The 17,238-nt window shown below is 72.5% G+C and carries 13 protein-coding genes; 4 read left to right on the forward strand and 9 right to left on the reverse strand.

Annotated elements, in window-relative coordinates; translation table 11 throughout:
- Positions 1 to 160: 160 nt before the first annotated feature.
- Positions 161 to 403, forward strand: coding sequence for a hypothetical protein (locus QRT05_RS00725; protein WP_289444241.1), 243 nt, complete (start codon positions 161 to 163; stop codon positions 401 to 403).
- Here QRT05_RS00725 and QRT05_RS00730 read toward each other — a convergent pair.
- On the reverse strand, positions 377 to 4,351 hold the full coding sequence (locus QRT05_RS00730) for a sigma-70 family RNA polymerase sigma factor (protein WP_289444242.1): 3,975 nt from the start codon (positions 4,349 to 4,351) through the stop codon (positions 377 to 379). The genes QRT05_RS00725 and QRT05_RS00730 overlap by 27 nt on opposite strands.
- A 137-nt stretch (positions 4,352 to 4,488) precedes the next feature.
- Between QRT05_RS00730 and QRT05_RS00735 the strand changes: the two genes are divergently transcribed.
- Complete coding sequence (locus QRT05_RS00735; protein ID WP_289444244.1) at positions 4,489 to 5,241, forward strand: hypothetical protein; 753 nt, start codon at positions 4,489 to 4,491, stop codon at positions 5,239 to 5,241.
- 48 nt (positions 5,242 to 5,289) lie between these two features.
- A complete protein-coding gene (locus QRT05_RS00740; RefSeq protein ID WP_289444246.1) occupies positions 5,290 to 6,090 on the forward strand; it encodes a phosphotransferase family protein in 801 nt (266 codons plus the stop codon).
- Between the two features lie 65 nt (positions 6,091 to 6,155).
- Here QRT05_RS00740 and QRT05_RS00745 read toward each other — a convergent pair whose 3' ends face one another.
- From QRT05_RS00745 to nrdH, 6 genes are all read right to left on the reverse strand, one after another.
- Complete coding sequence (locus tag QRT05_RS00745) at positions 6,156 to 6,455, reverse strand: DUF1540 domain-containing protein (protein WP_289444248.1); 300 nt, start codon at positions 6,453 to 6,455, stop codon at positions 6,156 to 6,158.
- Positions 6,456 to 6,613: 158 nt separating this feature from the next.
- Entirely contained in the window at positions 6,614 to 7,621 is a 1,008-nt protein-coding gene (locus QRT05_RS00750; RefSeq protein WP_289444250.1) for a LacI family DNA-binding transcriptional regulator, read from the reverse strand.
- 203 nt (positions 7,622 to 7,824) lie between these two features.
- Positions 7,825 to 8,799 (reverse strand): class 1b ribonucleoside-diphosphate reductase subunit beta, encoded by a 975-nt coding sequence (nrdF, locus tag QRT05_RS00755; protein WP_289444252.1) that lies wholly within the window; start codon positions 8,797 to 8,799, stop codon positions 7,825 to 7,827.
- 37 nt (positions 8,800 to 8,836) lie between these two features.
- The gene (gene nrdE, locus QRT05_RS00760; protein WP_289444255.1) at positions 8,837 to 10,984 is read right to left on the reverse strand and encodes a class 1b ribonucleoside-diphosphate reductase subunit alpha; all 2,148 of its coding nucleotides are present in this window, start codon (positions 10,982 to 10,984) and stop codon (positions 8,837 to 8,839) included.
- A complete protein-coding gene (gene nrdI / locus QRT05_RS00765) occupies positions 10,954 to 11,370 on the reverse strand; it encodes a class Ib ribonucleoside-diphosphate reductase assembly flavoprotein NrdI (RefSeq protein ID WP_289444259.1) in 417 nt (138 codons plus the stop codon). The genes nrdE and nrdI overlap by 31 nt, the downstream gene beginning before the upstream one ends.
- 50 nt (positions 11,371 to 11,420) lie before the next feature.
- On the reverse strand, positions 11,421 to 11,666 hold the full coding sequence (gene nrdH, locus QRT05_RS00770; RefSeq protein ID WP_289444262.1) for a glutaredoxin-like protein NrdH: 246 nt from the start codon (positions 11,664 to 11,666) through the stop codon (positions 11,421 to 11,423).
- Positions 11,667 to 12,090: 424 nt separating this feature from the next.
- Between nrdH and QRT05_RS00775 the strand changes: the two genes are divergently transcribed.
- Positions 12,091 to 15,300 carry a BTAD domain-containing putative transcriptional regulator gene (locus tag QRT05_RS00775; RefSeq protein WP_289444264.1) on the forward strand — a complete coding sequence of 1,070 codons (3,210 nt, stop codon included), beginning with the start codon at positions 12,091 to 12,093 and terminating at the stop codon, positions 15,298 to 15,300.
- 44 nt (positions 15,301 to 15,344) lie between these two features.
- Here the strand turns inward: QRT05_RS00775 and QRT05_RS00780 are convergent, their stop codons facing one another.
- Together QRT05_RS00780 and QRT05_RS00785 are read right to left on the reverse strand one after the other, a co-directional pair.
- Positions 15,345 to 16,184 carry an ABC transporter permease gene (locus QRT05_RS00780; protein WP_289444266.1) on the reverse strand — a complete coding sequence of 280 codons (840 nt, stop codon included), beginning with the start codon at positions 16,182 to 16,184 and terminating at the stop codon, positions 15,345 to 15,347.
- A complete protein-coding gene (locus QRT05_RS00785) occupies positions 16,181 to 17,164 on the reverse strand; it encodes an ATP-binding cassette domain-containing protein (protein WP_289444270.1) in 984 nt (327 codons plus the stop codon). Before QRT05_RS00785 ends, QRT05_RS00780 begins: the two co-directional genes overlap by 4 nt.
- Between the last annotated feature and the right edge of the window lie 74 nt (positions 17,165 to 17,238).

Here is a 17,238-nt window from a genome sequence, read left to right on the forward strand (position 1 = left end):
GGCCGCGAGCCGTGCGATGCTCGCTGCGTGATCCGATCCACGCACTACGCCACGGCGGCGTCTGCCGTCGGCGTACGCGCGCTGCGCTGTCCGGCCTGACGTCGCCCCTCAGGCCCGACCCTCCCGCCCCGTCTGGCGGACCGCACACCCGGAGATCCCCATGGCCTTGCCCACCCCGTTGCCCGCACCCCGTGCCGGCTTCGTCCTCTACGTCGCGGTGCCGGACTCGACGTCGGTCACCGCGCTCGCCGATGTCGCCGCGAGCTTGCACGAGCTGGCGGTCGACGCACTGCCGGGCGCCGAGACCGTCACCGCGCTCTCGCTGGTTCCCGGCGGGTCCGACGACGTGCGGCGCATCGGCGACCGGCTCACCGAGCTACGACTGCTGCCCGCCGACCATTAGCTCGGGCGGGGGCGGCGGCTCGGTCCGCAGCGTGATCGCGCCGACGAGGTACTGGTCGCCCGTGGTCGTCGCCGTCAACGAGCTCACGTCGCACGCGAGCGTCACGGGCCGGAAGCCCTTGGCATCCGTGCCGAGCGAGTTGGCGGCGCGCCAGCCCGTCGCCGTGGCGTCGAACGCGTTGCTCGCCGACCCCGTCCCGCCGCCGAGCCGCGTGGGCGTCAGCGCTGTCCACGAGTCCCCGCACAACGGGCTGCTCAGCCGCAGGGCGTCCCCGGTCCTGCCGTAGTCGCCCTCCCAGGCCACGACCCCCACGCGGGCGGAGGTGCCCGCGGCCCCCGCGAACGAGAAGACGGGCGGGGCGCTCGCGGAGCCGACCCAGGCCCCTCCGTCGTACACGGACACGTCCGCGGAGCTGCCGTCCTCGTAGACCACCACGAGGGCCCACCCCGCGAAGTACGTCGGGTCTCGGTCTCCTCGCCCCACCGCGACGGCGGCGTCGGCGACGGACCAGGTGCCCACGCCGCGCGCGGCGACCTGGTCGGTCACGTCGGCGAACGACTGGTAGTACGAGCGACCGCCGTTGTCGGTGGTCTCGGTGAGCACCTCGCCCCGCACGGGCACGTAGCCCCCGCCCGGTCCGCGCAGCTGCACCGTGCTGCGGTCGGTGCTCCACGCGTCCGCAGCCACCTTGTTCGCGGCCCAGTACAGGCCGGCGAACTGCACCGGCCCGCGCAGGGCGCCCAGGGTGGCGGACGACGAGACGGGGACGCCGGTGCGCTGAGCCGGCGCGGGACCTACCGCCTCGTCGAGCGGCACCATCGCCAGGCCGTTGTTGTCCGACGTGCCGTAGTTGAGGACGTTCACGCACGCCTTCTCGCTCGTGCGGCACGACAGGAGGGGCGCGCCGACCTCGGTGACCGCCATGCCGCTGCCGATGAAGCGCGCGGCCAGGCCGCCGGACGTCGCGGGCACCGCGACCAGCACCCGGTCGCTCTCGACACCTCCCGACCGCGCCACGAGCGCCACCCGGGCGGCAGGGTCGCTCCAACGCAGCTGCGCGTGGAAGAGCACCGGCACCGACCCGCCGGCGGGGAGGTCACCGAGCTGGCACTCGACGACTCGCGCGTCGTCCGCCAGCGCGCAGCCGGGCGTCGAGGCGTCGCTCGCCACGAAGGCGAGGTTGCGGGGCAGCGAGGCGCGCACGACCACACCGGCCGCGTCCGACCCGTCGGCGACCGCGACCGCCAGCTCGACCTGCACGTCGCCGCCGTCGAGCCGGCGCGCCGCGGCATCGCTGACGGACAGCGCGGGCGGGACGCCGACCACGGGCACGCGCACGTCGTCCACGGGGTCCGCGCCGTCGGCGGCCACCGCGACCACCAGGTCGCCCAGCGCACCCGTGGCGCCGACGTCGCCGCGCAACGCGAGCCGGAGCGGGGCCTCGGCACCCGCGGCCAGCCCGTCCCGCGTGCAGGTCTGGACGCGGTCGTTGACCGAGCACCCCCAGCCCTCGAGCTCGGCGGCGCCCCACGACGAGCCCGCCGGGGCCGTCGCCGTGACGGTGAGCTCGCCCGCGTCGAGGTCGCCGCGGTCGCGCACCGCGAGCTCGACCGGCACCGCGTGGCCACCGAGCACGTCGACGCGCTCGCTCGCCGAGACCGCCAGCCGCGCCGGGGTCTTGACGGCGTACGGGATGGTCGTGGGCGTCGGTGCAGCCCGGCCGTTGGGGCTGAGCGTCACGGCCAGGCCGCCGGTCACCGCGTCGGGCTCCCCGGCGGTGAGCTCGAGCGCCAGGGTGGTCGCTGCCCGGGCCGCGAGCGGGGTGGTGCGCGTGCACGTCACGCCGTCGACGGCGGCCTCCTGCGCGGGGTCGCACGTCCAGGCACCGTCGCCGACCGCCCAGGAGACGCCGTCGGGAAGGCTGAAGGTCGCGCGGGGCTGGTCGGCGCTCACACCGCCCGCGTTGCGCAGCGGCAGCACCAGGCTCGTCGGTCGGCCAGACACCAGCGTGAACGACCGCACCTCCTCGACGAGCGCGAGGCGGGCGGGGGCCGGCGCGACCCGCACCGGGATCGGTGCCGCGTCGAAGTCGAGCTCGGCGCCGCTGACGTGCAGGCTGATGACGCCGTCCGCGGCCTCGTAGTCCTCGTCCACCGAGACGCGCAGCACCAGGCTCGCGGTGGAGTGGGGCGGCAGGACGTCGAGCGTGCAGTGCGCGGCCGGCGACCGGCTGCCCCCGGTGCACACCCAGCCAGGGTCTCCCGCGCCGGCGAACCGGCCGGTCGCTCCCGGGTTGGTGACCGTCAGCACGTCGTCGATCCACACGCCCGCCGGCAGCTGGAGGTCCGCGGCGAGGTCGGCCGCCGCCGTCCCTCCGCTGTTGACCACGTCGATGGAGAGCTCTTGGTCTTCCGCGCCCGCGTCCAGCGCGACGCCCGCGTCCGGAAGCACCACGGACAGCTCGGCGGGCTCGGCGGGCGGATCGGTGGGGGTGTCCGTCGGCGCGGCGGTCGGCGAGGGCTCTGACGTCGGCTCCGCGGTCGGTTCCGCCGTGGGCTCTGCGGTCGGCTGCGAGGTCGGCTCGGCCGTCGGGGCACCTCCCGGGACCGACTCGGGCGGCAGCACCGGGACGAGTGTCGGCTCGGGCGTCGCCGTCGGCGATGCGGTCGGCGTCGGCGTCGGTGTGGCGCTCGGTCCCGGGTCGGTCGGCGACGCGGTGGGCTGGTCGAGGGTGGCGGACGCGCTCGCGGTGGGCCCGGGCGCCGCGCCTCGGTCCGGCCCGTGCAGGATCCCGACGACGAGGGCCGTCGTGACCCCGGCGACGACGACGGCGCCCGCGACGACGGCCACCGCGGTCGCGGGGATCGCGGCCAGGAACGCGGCCACCCCTCCCGCGCTCGCGGCCGACGCCGCGGCACCGCCTCCCGCCGCCCCGGCGGCAACCGCCCCGGCGGTGGCGGTGCCGGCGGCACCCACGGTCGCCGTCCCGCCAGCGCCCGCGCCCGCCGTCCCGCCCGCGGTCGCCGCCGCGGTGCCGGTCGCCCCACCTGCCGCGGCGGTACTCGTCGCGCCGCCCGCCGCGGCGCCGCCCGGCGTGCCGCCCGCGGAGAGGGCCGAGCCGGCGGCCAGGCCGCCGCCCACCGGGAGCAGGTACGCGAGCGCGCCCATGCCCGTCAGGCCGAGCACCAGCGGCGCGACGATCGCCCGCATGCCGTGGTTGACGTCCGTGAGCTCGAGCACCAGTGCTCGGCACTCGCCGCACTCCTCGAGGTGCGCCTCCACCTGTGCCGTCTCCCGCGCACCGAGCCCGCCGCGCACGTACGAGCCAAGCTTGCCCGCCGCTGCGCGACACCCATCGTCGAGCGGGTCGCGCAGGTGCTCCTGCAGGTAGGCCTGCCGCAGGCCCTCGCGGGCCCGGTACGCGAGGGCGGCCACACCGTTCGCGGTCAGGCCCAGCAGGGGCGCGATCTGCGCGGGCGCCAGACCCTCGACCTCGGTGTGCCAGAGCACCGCCTGCCACCGCTCGGGCAGCCCGTGGAACGCCCGCGCGACGACACCGCGCTCGAAGCCCTCGAGCGCGGGCTCCTCGGCGGTCCCCGCCCACGCGGTCCCGGCCTCGAGGCTCGCGACGTCGTCCGTGGGTTCCACCCGCCGCGCGCGGTCGCGCTGCAGCCCGGCGACGCGGCGCACCACGGTGAAGAGGTAGGCGCGGAAGGCCACGTCGGGGCCGTTGCCGCGCTGCAGGGCCAGGAACACGGCGGAGAACGCGTCCGCGACGACGTCCTCGGCGTCGGCGGTCGAGTCCGTGTACCGGCGGGCGACGACGAGCGCCGCGCCGGCGTGGCGCTCGTACAGCTCCCCCGTCGCCTGAGCGTCACCGCCGCGGGCGGCAGCAATGAGCTCGGCGTCCTCGCGCACGTCGTCCTCGATGCCCGCCTCCGTGCTCACGCGGGTTCCTCCTCTACCTGGCCCCGTTCAGAGTGCCATATCGGGCGAATACGGCGAACCGGCTGAGCGTGGGGACCCGGTGGGTGAAAAACAGGCAACTGGCGTCACGCTGCCCGCCGAGGCGACTCTCAACCCGTGTGACGACACCAGCGCGCCTCGGCGGCGCCGCGCTCCCGGAGGAGCTCGCGGCGCGATGGCGCTCGTTGAGCCTCTCCTCGGCGTGGCTGCGCCCCACGGACTGGGAGCACGCGGCCGTCTCGCACATGGCGTACTCCGTGGCGATCGGCGACGACCCCCGCGACTCGGCCTGGAACCTCGGACGGGCGCGCGGCGAGATCGGTGTCGGCATCGAGGAGACGCTCGACGACGTCTCGTGCCTCTACCGCGCGCTCGGACCGCACCCGGCACCGCCCACCGTGGTGCGCGCCCTGTGCGGCGGCTGGGCCGAGGCGCAGGCCGTCGCCGTGGTGAGCGGCACCAGCCGCGACCCCGAGTCGGGCCTTCCGACCGCCCAGTACCTGGCCGTGCGCCTCGCGGAGGCGTGCGCCTCGCTCGAGCCGGGTGAGCTGGTGGTGGTGGACGTGGCCGCCGGAGACGTGCCGCCCAGTATCCGGATCGCGCGCTCCGCAGCCGTCGGGGAGGCGATGACCGCGACCTACGGTCCGGGCCATCCGATGGCGGCGCTGGGCGGGGGTGTGTTCGTGTCTCTGGTCCGTGGCGGGATCGACCACGTCGACCTGGTGCCCCTGCTGAGACGCGAGATCGATCGCCGCGTGGCTGACGAGCCGCTGCGCTCGGCCACGAGATGCCCCGTGCGGATCCGCCGGGTGGACGTGCCGCGCGAGACGCCGGACGCGGAGGACCTGGTCAGGCGACTGGCCCGCTCCTGACGGTTGCGCGGGCAGGACAATCCGGCAGAATCCGCCTACCGTCGATCCATGACACCCGCAGAGCTCGCCCCTGGCGACCCCAGCGCCGACCCCGGGCACCTAGCCCGCAGGGCCGAGATCGAGGCGCTGCTCGGCGCCGAGGATCCCGGCCCGCTCCTGGACTCCGGGGACTCGGCAGACGTGTTCGCGGTCGACGACGACCTCGTGCTGCGCCGCTACCGTGGCGGCCGCGACTCGGCCGGTGAGGCCGCGATGCTGCGCCACGTGGTCGCCCACGGCTATCCCGCGCCCGCCGTGCTCGCTGCGGCCGGCCCCGACCTGGTGATGGAGCGCCTGCACGGCCCCACGCTGCTCCAGTCGCTCGCGGCGGGCGAGACGTCCATCCACGACGCCGCCGCCGTGCTCGCCGACCTGCACGTGCGGCTGCACGCGCTGCCCGTCCCGCAGGACTGGGAGGGCCCCACGCACCAGTCCTGGCCGGAGTCCGTGGTCGGCACCGTCGTCGTGCACCTCGACCTGCACCCCGGCAACGTCATCCTGTCCGAGGCCCACGGGCCCTCGGTGGTCGACTGGTGCAACACCCGCATCGGGACGGCCGAGCTGGACGTCGCACTGACGGCGCTCATCATCGCCGAGGTCGCGGTCGACGCGGGCGGCGTCTACTCCCAGGCGGCGCGCGCCCTGCTGGCCGCCTTCGTCTCCGCCGTGGACGTCGACGTGCTCGGTGCGCTCGACGAGGCCGCCGCTCGTCGAGCCGAGGACCCCTCCCTCGTCGCGGGTGAGCGCGACCTGGTCCCGGTGGCCGCCACCCTGGTGCGCGAGCTCATCGAGGTCTCCGCCCGGCCCTGACCGCCGGCCCGACGCATGACGGCCACCCGCTCGCGCGGGTGGCCGTCATGCGTGAGAGAGCCTGGTCAGGCGGGCTGGAACGTCAGGCAGTCCGCATGGTCGTGCCCGGCGCCGACGCGCACGGCCGCCGCCGTGCACTCGAGCGAGGAGTTGTGGGTGCACTCGGCACGCTGGCACGCGCCGACGTGGGTGACGACCTTGTCGAGGCCGCCCCGGACGCCGAGCGGGATGAACGTCGCGCACGACGCGTCGCCGCTGGTGCCGCCGATCGTGACCGCGGCCGCGTGGCAGCTCGAGTGGTCGTTGTAGGAGCAGCCGGCCACCGAACACTCGGTGACCGCCGGCATGTCCATCAGGGTGCTCACGGTGACCTCCGCAGGTTGGGGAACGCGTCCCCGTCGACGCTAGACCCGTTCCCGCGCGCCGACTAGCCAGGAAGGCCTGGCTTACCCGCAGGTCAGAGGCCCATTCCGAGTGAGGGTGACCTCATCCGGCGGGCGTCGTCGCAGATCAGGGGCGTGGCTCACGCCGGCGGCGGCTTCTCGCCCGATCCGCGCTCGATGAGCCGCGTCGGCATGACCACGCGCTCGAACGTCATCCGCCCGGTGCGCTCCAGGATGCGCTGCGCGGCCAGGCGACCCATCTCGGTCGCGTCGTGCGCCACCGTGGTGACCCCCAGCACGTCCGACAGGTCGAAGTCGTCGAAGCCGACGAGGGCCACCTCGGGCCGGGTCGCGGCGATCGCGCGCACCGCCCCGAGCGCGATCCGGTTGTTGCCTGCCAGCACGGCGGTCACCGGCTGGTCGCCGGTCAGCAGCTCGGTCACCGTGTCGCGACCGGCCAGCATGTCGTGCGAGTCCACCCGCACGATCGGCTCGCAGCCCGCCTCCGCGAGTGCGTCGGTGTAGCCGCGGCGCCGCTCGCGGTGGGTACTGAGCCGCTCGTAGTCGCCGACGAACGCGATGTGCCGGTGACCGACGGCCAGCAGGTGCTGGGTCGCCGTGTAGGCGCCGCCGTAGTTGTCGATGACGATCGAGTCGGCCTCGACCCCGACGGGCGGCCGGTCGACGAACACGACGGCCGTGCCGCGGGCGATGAGCACCGCGATGTCCTCGTGCGACGCCCGGGTGGAGGCGATGACCAGGCCGCGCACGTGCCGGTCGGCGAACTCGCGGACCAGGTCCCGCTCCACGTCGGGGTCCTCGTCCGAGCTGGCGATCGTCAGGTGCGCGCCCACCGCGCGCACCTCCTTCTCCACGCCCTTGGCGAGCGCCGAGTAGAACGGGTTGGCGAGGTCGCCCGTGATCATGCCGACCGCCGGCGTCGCGATCCCGCGCTTGAGCATGCTCGCCTGCGGGTTCATCCGGAAGTCGAGGTCAGCCGCGGCCGCGAGCACGCGCTCCCGGGTCGCGGTGGCGACGTGCTGCTCCCCGTTGAGTGCGCGCGAGGCTGTCTTGAGGCTGACACCGGCGCGCTGAGCGACGTGCGAGAGCGTGATCGCCTCGCGTTCGGGCACGTCGGTGCCGGCCATCGCTCACCCTCCTCGTCGTGTCCGCCCTCGGGCGCTGCTCTCCTGGCGTTCCGCTGCACTGGCCGCGGCCTGCGCGCAAGTATGGCGGTTCGGGCGCCCCTGCCGATGCCATCGGGTGGGCGAACCGCCGCGGACGCGTACGACGAAGGGGCCCGGCCGAAGCCGAGCCCCTTCGTGAGCCGCACGCGAGCGCGGGCGCTGGGTCAGAACTCCCAGTCCTCGTCCTCCGTGTTGACGGCCTTGCCGATGACGTAGGACGAGCCCGAGCCCGAGAAGAAGTCGTGGTTCTCGTCCGCGTTCGGCGACAGGGCGGACAGGATCGCGGGGTTCACGTCCGTCTCGTCGCGGGGGAACAGCGCCTCGTAGCCCAGGTTCATGAGGGCCTTGTTGGCGTTGTAGCGCAGGAACTTCTTGACGTCCTCGGTGAGCCCGACGCCGTCGTAGAGGTCCTGCGTGTACTCCACCTCGTTGTCGTACAGCTCGAAGAGCAGCTCGAACGTGTAGTCCTTGAGCTCCTGCTTCTCCGCCGCCGACAGCTTCTCGAGGCCCTTCTGGTACTTGTAGCCGATGTAGTACCCGTGCACGGCCTCGTCGCGGATGATGAGGCGGATCAGGTCGGCCGTGTTGGTGAGCTTGGCGCGGCTCGACCAGTACATGGGCAGGTAGAAGCCCGAGTAGAAGAGGAACGACTCGAGCAGCGTGCTCGCGACCTTCCGCTTGAGGGGCGAGTCGCCGCGGTAGTAGTCCATGACGATCTCGGCCTTGCGCTGGAGGTTCGCGTTCTCCTCCGACCAGCGGAACGCCTCGTCGATCTCCTTGGTGGAGCACAGCGTCGAGAAGATCGAGCTGTAGGACTTGGCGTGCACCGACTCCATGAACGCGATGTTCGTGTAGACGGCCTCCTCGTGCGGCGTGATCGCGTCGGGGATCAGCGACACGGCGCCCACGGTGCCCTGGATGGTGTCGAGCAGCGTCAGACCCGTGAAGACGCGCATGGTGAGCGTCTTCTCCTGCTCGGTGAGCGTCGCCCACGACTGCACGTCGTTGGACACCGGCACCTTCTCCGGCAGCCAGAAGTTGCCGACCAGGCGGTCCCAGACGTCCGCGTCCTTGTCGTCCTCGAGCCGGTTCCAGTTGATCGCCGAGACCCGGCTGATCAGCTTCAGCTTCTCGCTCATCGTGATTCCTTCAGGTGGTTCATGGGGTTCGACGCGGTCAGAGCATGCACGAGACGCAGCCGTCCACTTCCGTGCCCTCCAGCGCGAGCTGGCGGAGGCGGATGTAGTAGATCGTCTTGATGCCCTTGCGCCAGGCGTAGATCTGGGCCTTGTTGAGGTCGCGCGTGGTGGCCGTGTCCTTGAAGAACAGGGTCAGCGAGAGGCCCTGGTCGACGTGCTGGGTGGCCTCGGCGTAGGTGTCGATGACCTTCTCGTAGCCGATCTCGTACGCGTCCTGGTAGTACTCCAGGTTGTCGTTCGTCATGAACGGCGCCGGGTAGTAGACGCGACCGATCTTGCCTTCCTTGCGGATCTCGATCTTCGAGGCGATCGGGTGGATCGAGCTCGTCGAGTGGTTGATGTACGAGATCGACCCCGTCGGCGGCACGGCCTGCAGGTTCTGGTTGTAGATGCCGTGCTCGCGCACCGACTCCGCCAGCGCCCGCCAGTCGTCCTGCGTGGGGATGTGCACGCCGGCCTCGGCGAACAGCTCCGCGACGCGAGCCGTGCGCGGCTCCCACACGCGGTCGACGTACTTCTCGAAGTACTCACCGGTCGCGTACTTCGAGTCCTCGAAGCCCTCGAACGCGGTGCCGCGCTCCTTGGCCAGCAGGTTCGACGCACGGATGGCGTGGTAGGCCACCGTGTAGAAGTAGATGTTGGTGAAGTCCAGGCCCTCGTCGGACCCGTAGAAGATCCGCTCGCGCGCCAGGTACCCGTGCAGGTTCATCTGGCCCAGGCCGATGGCGTGGCCGCCCGCGTTGGCGCGCTTGATGGACGGCACCGACTCGATGCTGGTCTGGTCGGCGACGCCCGTCAGGGCGCGGATGGCGACCTCCACCGACTTGCCGAAGTCCGGCGAGTCCATGGCCAGCGCGATGTTCATCGAGCCGAGGTTGCAGGAGATGTCGCGGCCCACGTGCTGGTACGAGAGGTCCTCGTTGAACGTGGACGGCGTCGAGACCTGCAGGATCTCCGAGCACAGGTTCGAGTGCGTGATCTTGCCCTTGATGGGGTTCGCGCGGTTGACCGTGTCCTCGAACATCACGTACGGGTAGCCGGACTCGAACTGCAGCTCGGCGAGCGTCTGGAAGAACTCGCGGGCGCTGATCTTGGTCTTCTTGATCCGCGCGTCGTCGACCATCTCGTAGTACTTCTCGGTGACGTTGACGTCCGCGAACGGCTTGCCGTACACGCGCTCGACGTCGTACGGCGAGAACAGGTACATCGGCTCGTTCTTCTTGGCCAGCTCGAACGTGATGTCCGGGATGACGACGCCGAGCGAGAGCGTCTTGATGCGGATCTTCTCGTCGGCGTTCTCGCGCTTGGTGTCGAGGAACCGGTAGATGTCCGGGTGGTGCGCGTGCAGGTACACGGCGCCGGCGCCCTGACGGGCACCGAGCTGGTTGGCGTACGAGAACGAGTCCTCGAGCAGCTTCATCACGGGGATGACGCCGGAGCTCTGGTTCTCGATGTGCTTGATGGGCGCGCCGTGCTCGCGCACGTTCGACAGCAGCAGCGCGACGCCGCCGCCGCGCTTGGAGAGCTGCAGCGCGGAGTTGATGCCGCGCGCGATGGACTCCATGTTGTCCTCGATGCGCAGCAGGAAGCAGGACACGGGCTCGCCGCGCTGCGCCTTGCCGAGGTTGAGGAACGTGGGCGTGGCCGGCTGGAAGCGACCCGAGACGATCTCGTCGACGAGGGAGATCGCGTAGTCCTGGTCACCCGCGGCGAGCGCGAGCGCGACCATGCAGACGCGGTCCTCGAAGCGCTCGAGGTAGCGCTTCCCGTCGAACGTCTTGAGCGTGTACGACGTGTAGTACTTGAAGGCGCCGAGGAACGTCTGGAACCGGAACTTCTTCGAGTACGCGTACTCGAAGAGCGTCTTGATGAACGGCCGGTCGTACTGCTCCAGCACCGCCGGGTCGTAGTACTTGTTCTCCACGAGGTAGTCGAGCTTCTCGTTCAGGTCGTGGAAGAACACCGTGTTCTGGTTCACGTGCTGCAGGAAGTACTGCCGTGCCGCTTCCCGGTCCTTGTCGAACTGGATCTCCCCGTCCGCGCCATACAGGTTCAGCATGGCGTTGAGGGCGTGGTAGTCCAGTCCCGTCAGGTCTACGCGGGTATCTGTGACTGTCGCTGCCAAAATCGTCCCAATCCCTCACGGACGCGGTTGACGTCCTCGCTTGTGCCCATCAGCTCGAACCCGTACAGGTAGGGGACGCGGCACTTGGCCGCGATGATGTCCCCCGCGATGCAGTAGGCCTCACCGAAGTTGGTGTTGCCCGCGGCGATGACGCCGCGGATCAGAGTGCGGTTGCCCTCGTCGTTGAGGAACTTCACGACCTGACGAGGTACCGCGCCGCCCTCGTTGCCCCCGCCGTACGTCGGCACGACGAGCACATAGGGCTCGGTGACGTGCAGGAACGGATCGGTGGGACGCAACGGGATGCGGGAGGCCGCCAGGCCGAGCTTCTCGACGAAGCGGTGCGTGTTGTTCGAGGCAGAGGAGAAGTACACGAGCGAGCTCACGATGGTTCCCCTCTGCCCCGGGTCGTGCAGGTGCTGCCGGGTGGTCGCCCTCAGGCGACGACGGTGGCGAGACGCTCGGCCAGGGCGCCGATGCGGTCCGGGCGGTAACCCGACCAGTGCTCGCCGTCGACGATCACGACGGGCGCCTGGAGGTGGCCCAGCGACATCACGTAGTCGCGGGCGTCCGCGTCCTCGCTGATGTCCACGACCGTGTAGTCGGCACCCAGCTTGTCCAGCGCGCGGTAGGTCGCGTTGCACTGCACGCACGCCGGCTTGCTGTAGACCGTGATCGTCATCTTGCGCTCCGTGAAGATCGTCGTGAAAGGCCCCGCTCGGAGCCCCTCGCCCCCTGCCGTCGGGAGCCTGCGAGAGGCCGCGACGTTCCTGCTGAGTGCGTGGGTAAGACACTACACCTTGTGTCTGACACTTCAATGGACCACTAGGTGTTGTGTTACACGTGTGTCGTTTTTCACCCTGTGGGTGGAGTTTCACACTACCTGTGGGCGCCCACACGGCCCCCTGGCCAGCACGTTCGCGCGGCCGCCGCCGCGGTTCCCGTGCGACGCCCACAGGCCGTCCACACCGACACGCCCACCGTCCCCAGACCCGTCCACAGCCCGCCGCCACGGCAGCGCGGCAGACGCCGGTACGCGGGCGCCGCCGACAGGCTCGCGGGGAGGCGCAGCGATCAGCGGCCCGCCGATACGCGATGCTGGGGCCGTGCAGATCACGACGCTCGGCGAGCTCGCCGTCGACGGCCGGCCGGTGCGCGGCGAGCGACTCGCCGCCGTGCTGCGCACCCTCGTCGACGCGCGCGGGCGGGCGGTCTCGGTGGGAGCGCTCGCGGAGGCGGTCTGGGACGGTGAGCCGCCGCAGGACGAGACGGGCGCGATCCAGGCCCTCGTCTCCCGCCTGCGCCGCACGGGTGTCCCGATCCTCGTCGCACCGGGCGGCTACCGCCTGAACGCCGACGACGTGCAGGTCGACGCCGCCGACGCGCGTGCCCTGGCGGACAGGGCTGCGGCCGAGCTGCGCGCCGGCCGGCCAGACGCTGCGCGGTTGGCGGCGGATGACGCGCGCGCCCTGTTCCCCGCAGTGCCCGACCTGGACGACGGCGACGCGGCCCGGCTCTTCTCCGAGGTGGCCGTGGTCCGCGCGCAGGCCGCCCTCGCCGGGGCGGGCGCGCTGGACGGCGCCGACCTGCACCGGCTCGTCGACCGCAACCCACCCGACGAACCGGCGCTGGCGCTGCTGGTCAAGGTGCTCGCCGCACAGGGCCGCGACGCCGAGGCCCTCGAGCTCGTCGAGCGCGTGCGGGCGGAGCTCGCCGACCGGTACGGGGCCGACCCGTCTCCGGTCGTCGTCGACGCCCACCTCGCGTTGCTGCGCGGCGAGCTGGCGCCCGCCGTGGCCACGACCCCGGCTGCCGGCGTCCGCACGACGCCCACGCTCGCGGTCCCGCCGTCGTGGCGCCGGGCCACGACGCCGCTGATCGGCCGGGACGCCGACCTGGCCACCGTGCTGGCGGCCGTGGACCACGCCCCTCTGGTCACCCTCGTGGCGACCGGCGGCGCGGGCAAGACGAGGCTGGCGTCGGAGGTCGCGCGCGCAGTCGCGGCCCAGGGGCGCTCCGTCCGTGTCGTCGAGCTGGCGGGCCTGCGCTCCCCCGAGGAGGTGCTCCCCGCCGTGCTGGGCGCGATCGGCGGCATGGACACGACGCCCGCACGGGCCGAGCTCAACGTCGACCGCCGGCTCCTGGACCCCGTGGACCGGCTGCGGGTCGCCGCGGCGGACCTCGACGGGCTCGTCGTGCTCGACAACTGCGAGCACCTGCTCGACGCGGTCGCGATCGTCGTCGCGGACCTGCTGGGGGTCGCCTCGCCCGACGTCGTCGTGCTGGCCACGAGCCGCGCACCGCTGGGGATCGTCGGGGAGGCAGTGCACCGCCTGGGGACGCTGCCGGACCAGGACGCGCTCGACCTGCTCGAGAGCCGCGCCCGGGCCGGCAGGCCGGGGCTGACCTGGGACGCGAGCCGCGCCCTGGAGCTGTGCCACCGGCTCGACAACCTGCCCCTCGCGCTCGAGCTCGCGGCAGCCCGCCTGCGCTCGATGCCCGTCGAGGACGTGCTGGACGGCCTGAGCGACCGGTTCGGCCTGCTCGACGACGCGCTGCGCGGCCTGCCCGACCGGCACGCGAGCCTGTGGGCGATGGTCGACTGGAGCCGCGAGCTGCTGAGCCCTGCCGAGCGGACGCTGCTGCAGCGCCTCGCGGTCGTGGGCGGGTCGTTCAGCGCCGAGGCGGCCGCCGCCGTCGCGGCCGACCTCCCCGCCGCTCAGGTGCGCCGGGGGCTCGCGATGCTCGTGGACCAGTCGCTGCTCAGCCTGGCCGAGCAGGACGACGGCCCGGCGCGCTACCGCATGCTCGAGACGGTGCGCGAGTACGGCGAGGCACGACTGGACGACGCCGGCGAGCGGGACGCGGCCATGACGGGGCTCGTCGGGTGGGCGGCTCGTCGCGCCACCGAGCTGGGGGCCGAGTTCGTGGGCCACGGGCAGGTGCGGGCGTTCAACGCCACCGCGCTCGACGCCGACGCGATGCTGGTCGCCACCCGGTGGGCGCTGGCGCACGACGACGAGTCGGCAGCGCTGGACGTCCTCGCGGCGCTCAGCTGGCTGTGGACCGTGCGCGGTCTGCACAGCGAGGTCGTGTCCTGGGCGCGCCGGCTGCTGCACCTCGACGACCCCCGCGCGCGCGTCCGCTCGGCCTTCATCAACGGCTCACGGTCGGGTGGCCAGCTCCCGCGCGCCGACGCCGCCGCCATGGTCGGCACGTTCGCGTCCGTGAACAGCGGCGTGATCGCCTCGAAGCGGATGGCCGCGATCGCGCTGCGCGCCGTGCGCACCACCCTGCGCGAGCGGGAGGACGAGCTCTCGCCGCGCACCCGTGCGATGGCCCAGACGCTGTCGGTCATCGGCACCACCGACATGACGCGCGTGCTGGAGCCGGCGGACCGGCTCGCGCAGTGCGGCGACCCGTACCTGGAGGGCATCGGGCTGTTCCTGCGTGCCGCGGTGCTGGAGAACGAGGGCGACGCGGTCGAGTCCCGGGTCGCCGCACGCGAGGCCTACCGCCGGTTCGAGGCGGTCGGCGACCACTGGGGCATGGGCATGGCGGCGCAGGGGATCGGACAGTGGATCGGCAGCGGTCGCGCGTCCGCCGAGTCCGAGGAGTGGCTGGCCCGGGGGCTGCACCACCTGGAGGCGATCGGCGCCTTCGGGGACGCGTGGAGCATCCGCGTGCTGCTCGACGTGCAGCGCGCGCTGCGCGGCGACGCAGAGGCGTACACGCGCGTACTGGACGTGGCCTCCTCCGACCAGGTCGACCAGGGCGACGCCGCGCAGGCGCACCTCGGACTGGCGCACATCGCGTGGACGCGCGGCGACCGCGACCAGGCGGCGACGCATGTGGACGCCGCCGTGGCGCTCGTGGACGAGCACCCGGTGAACCCGCCCCAGGCACGGGCCGTGACCCGGGCGGTGGCGGCGATGATCCACTTGCGTCGGGCCGCCGACGCCGACGATCGGGTCCGCACGACCGCGGAGGAGCGTGCGACGAGGTTGCTGCGCGGCGCCGGGAACGACGCGCTGGCCAGCTCCGACATGCCCGTCGTGGGCACGTACGCGCTGGCTCTCGCGGAGCTGGCCGCCTTCCGCGGCCTCACGGAGGTGACCGTCGAGCTGTACGCGATGGGCATGCGCCTGGGCGCGAACCTGCAGATGATGTTCGAGCTGGACGAGGACGGCGCGGTCGCCGCGATCGTGGGCGACGAGCCGGCTCGCTCGGCGGCCGTCGAACCCGTGCGCAACCTGCGGGCGCAAACCGTCGCGGCGCGCGTCCGGGCGCTGACCGACGACCTCCTGGGGACATGACGAGGGGGGCGGTCCCCCCAGGACCGCCCCCCTCGCGCTCGGCGTCAGATCTTCTTCCGGTACGCCCGCAGCGCCAGCGGCATGAACACCGCGACCAGGCCGACGCACCAGGCGAGCGTCCACACGAGGTGGTTGCCCATCGGGTTCTCCGCGCCGCCGATGAACAGCGCGCGCATCGCACCGACGAGGTGGGTCAGCGGGTTGACCGTCACGAATCCCTGCATCCAGCCCGGCAGGGTCGCCGTCGGGACGAAGACGTTGGACGCGAAGCTCAAGGGCATGATCAGCAGGAACATGATCCCCTGCACGGCGCCGCTGGTGCGGACCTTCATCCCGACGAAGACGCTCACCCACGACAGGCACAGCGCGAACAGGATCGCGAGCACGCAGCCGGCGACGGCCGCGGCCAGGTTCGTCTCGATGCGGAAGCCCATGAGGTAGCCGATGCTCATGGTCGAGACGACGACGATGACGTAGCGCACCACGTCGCCGAGCACGGCACCCAGCAGGGGCGCCGAGCGCGGGATCGGCAGCGACCGGAACCGGTCGAAGATCCCCTTGGTGAGGTCGGTGTTGAGGTTCACGCCGATCGCGATGGCGCCCTGCGCGATGGTCTGCGCCAGGATGCCCGGCAGCAGGAACTGCAGGTAGCTCGTGGTGTCGCCGGCGACCGCGCCGCCGAAGATGTAGACGAAGATCACCAGGAAGATCGCCGGCTGCAGCGTGACGTCGATGAGGGCTTCGGGCGTGCGCCACGTCTTGATGAGGCTGCGCTTGGCCAAGGCCAGCGAGTGCCGGACCATCGGGAGCGGCTTGCGGGCCGCCTCGGCGGCCTTGGGCACCGTGCTCGTGCGCGGTGCGGGGGTCAGGGTCGCGGCGCTCATGCGGCCACCTCCGTCGTCGGGTTCGCGTCCTCGTCGGAGGCCGTGCGGCCGGTCAGCTTGAAGAAGACCTCGTCGAGGCTGGGCAGGTGCAGCGAGAGCTCGGTGACGGCGATGCCCGCCGCCGCGAGCCGGGAGACGGTGGCCGTCATGGCGGTGTCGTCCGCCACCGGGACGGCGAGCAGGCCCTTGCGCACCTCGGCGGCGCCGCTCACGCCCGTGGAGACCTGTCCCAGGATCGTGGCGGTCTCCTCCATGCGGGCCAGGTCGGCCGGGCGGACCTCGAGGGTCTGACCGCCGACGACGCGCTTGAGACCCTCGGGGGTGTCGTGCGCGATGACGCGGCCGTGGTCGATGACGGTGATCTCGTCAGCCAGCGCGTCCGCCTCCTCGAGGTACTGCGTGGTCAGCAGCACGGTCGAGCCGTCGGTGACCAGCGAGCGGACCACGTCCCACATGTCCTCGCGCTTGGCGGGGTCGAGGCCCGTGGTGGGCTCGTCGAGGAAGATGACGTCCGGGCGCCCGACGAGGCTCGCGGCCAGGTCGAGGCGGCGACGCATGCCGCCGGAGTACGTCTTGGCGGGCCGGTCGGCGGCGTCGGCCAGGTCGAACCAGTCGAGCAGCTCGGCCGCGCGCGCCTTGGCGCCCGTGCGGCCCAGCTCCAGCAGCGTGCCGAACAGCACGAGGTTCTGGCGACCCGTGAGGTCCTCGTCGACGGACGCGTACTGGCCGGTGAGGCCGATGCTCTGGCGGACCTGCTGGGACTGCTTCACGACGTCGAAGCCGGCGATGGTCGCCGACCCCGCGTCGGGGACGAGGAGGGTGGACAGGATGCGGACGGCGGTCGTCTTGCCGGCGCCGTTGGGGCCGAGGACACCGAGGACGGTCCCCCGACGAACAGCGAGATCGACGCCCTGCAGGGCCTTCGTCTCACCGAAGTGCTTGACGAGGCCCTCGGCCTCGATCACCAGGTCTGTGCTCATGGGTCACACCCTGCACGGGGCGCCTGACAGCGCGCCGACACGTTCCTGACACCGGCCGACACGGCCTGACGGGC

This window comes from Cellulomonas edaphi (genome assembly GCF_030362815.1).
In the GTDB taxonomy this organism is placed as follows: Bacteria; Actinomycetota; Actinomycetes; order Actinomycetales; family Cellulomonadaceae; genus Cellulomonas; species Cellulomonas edaphi.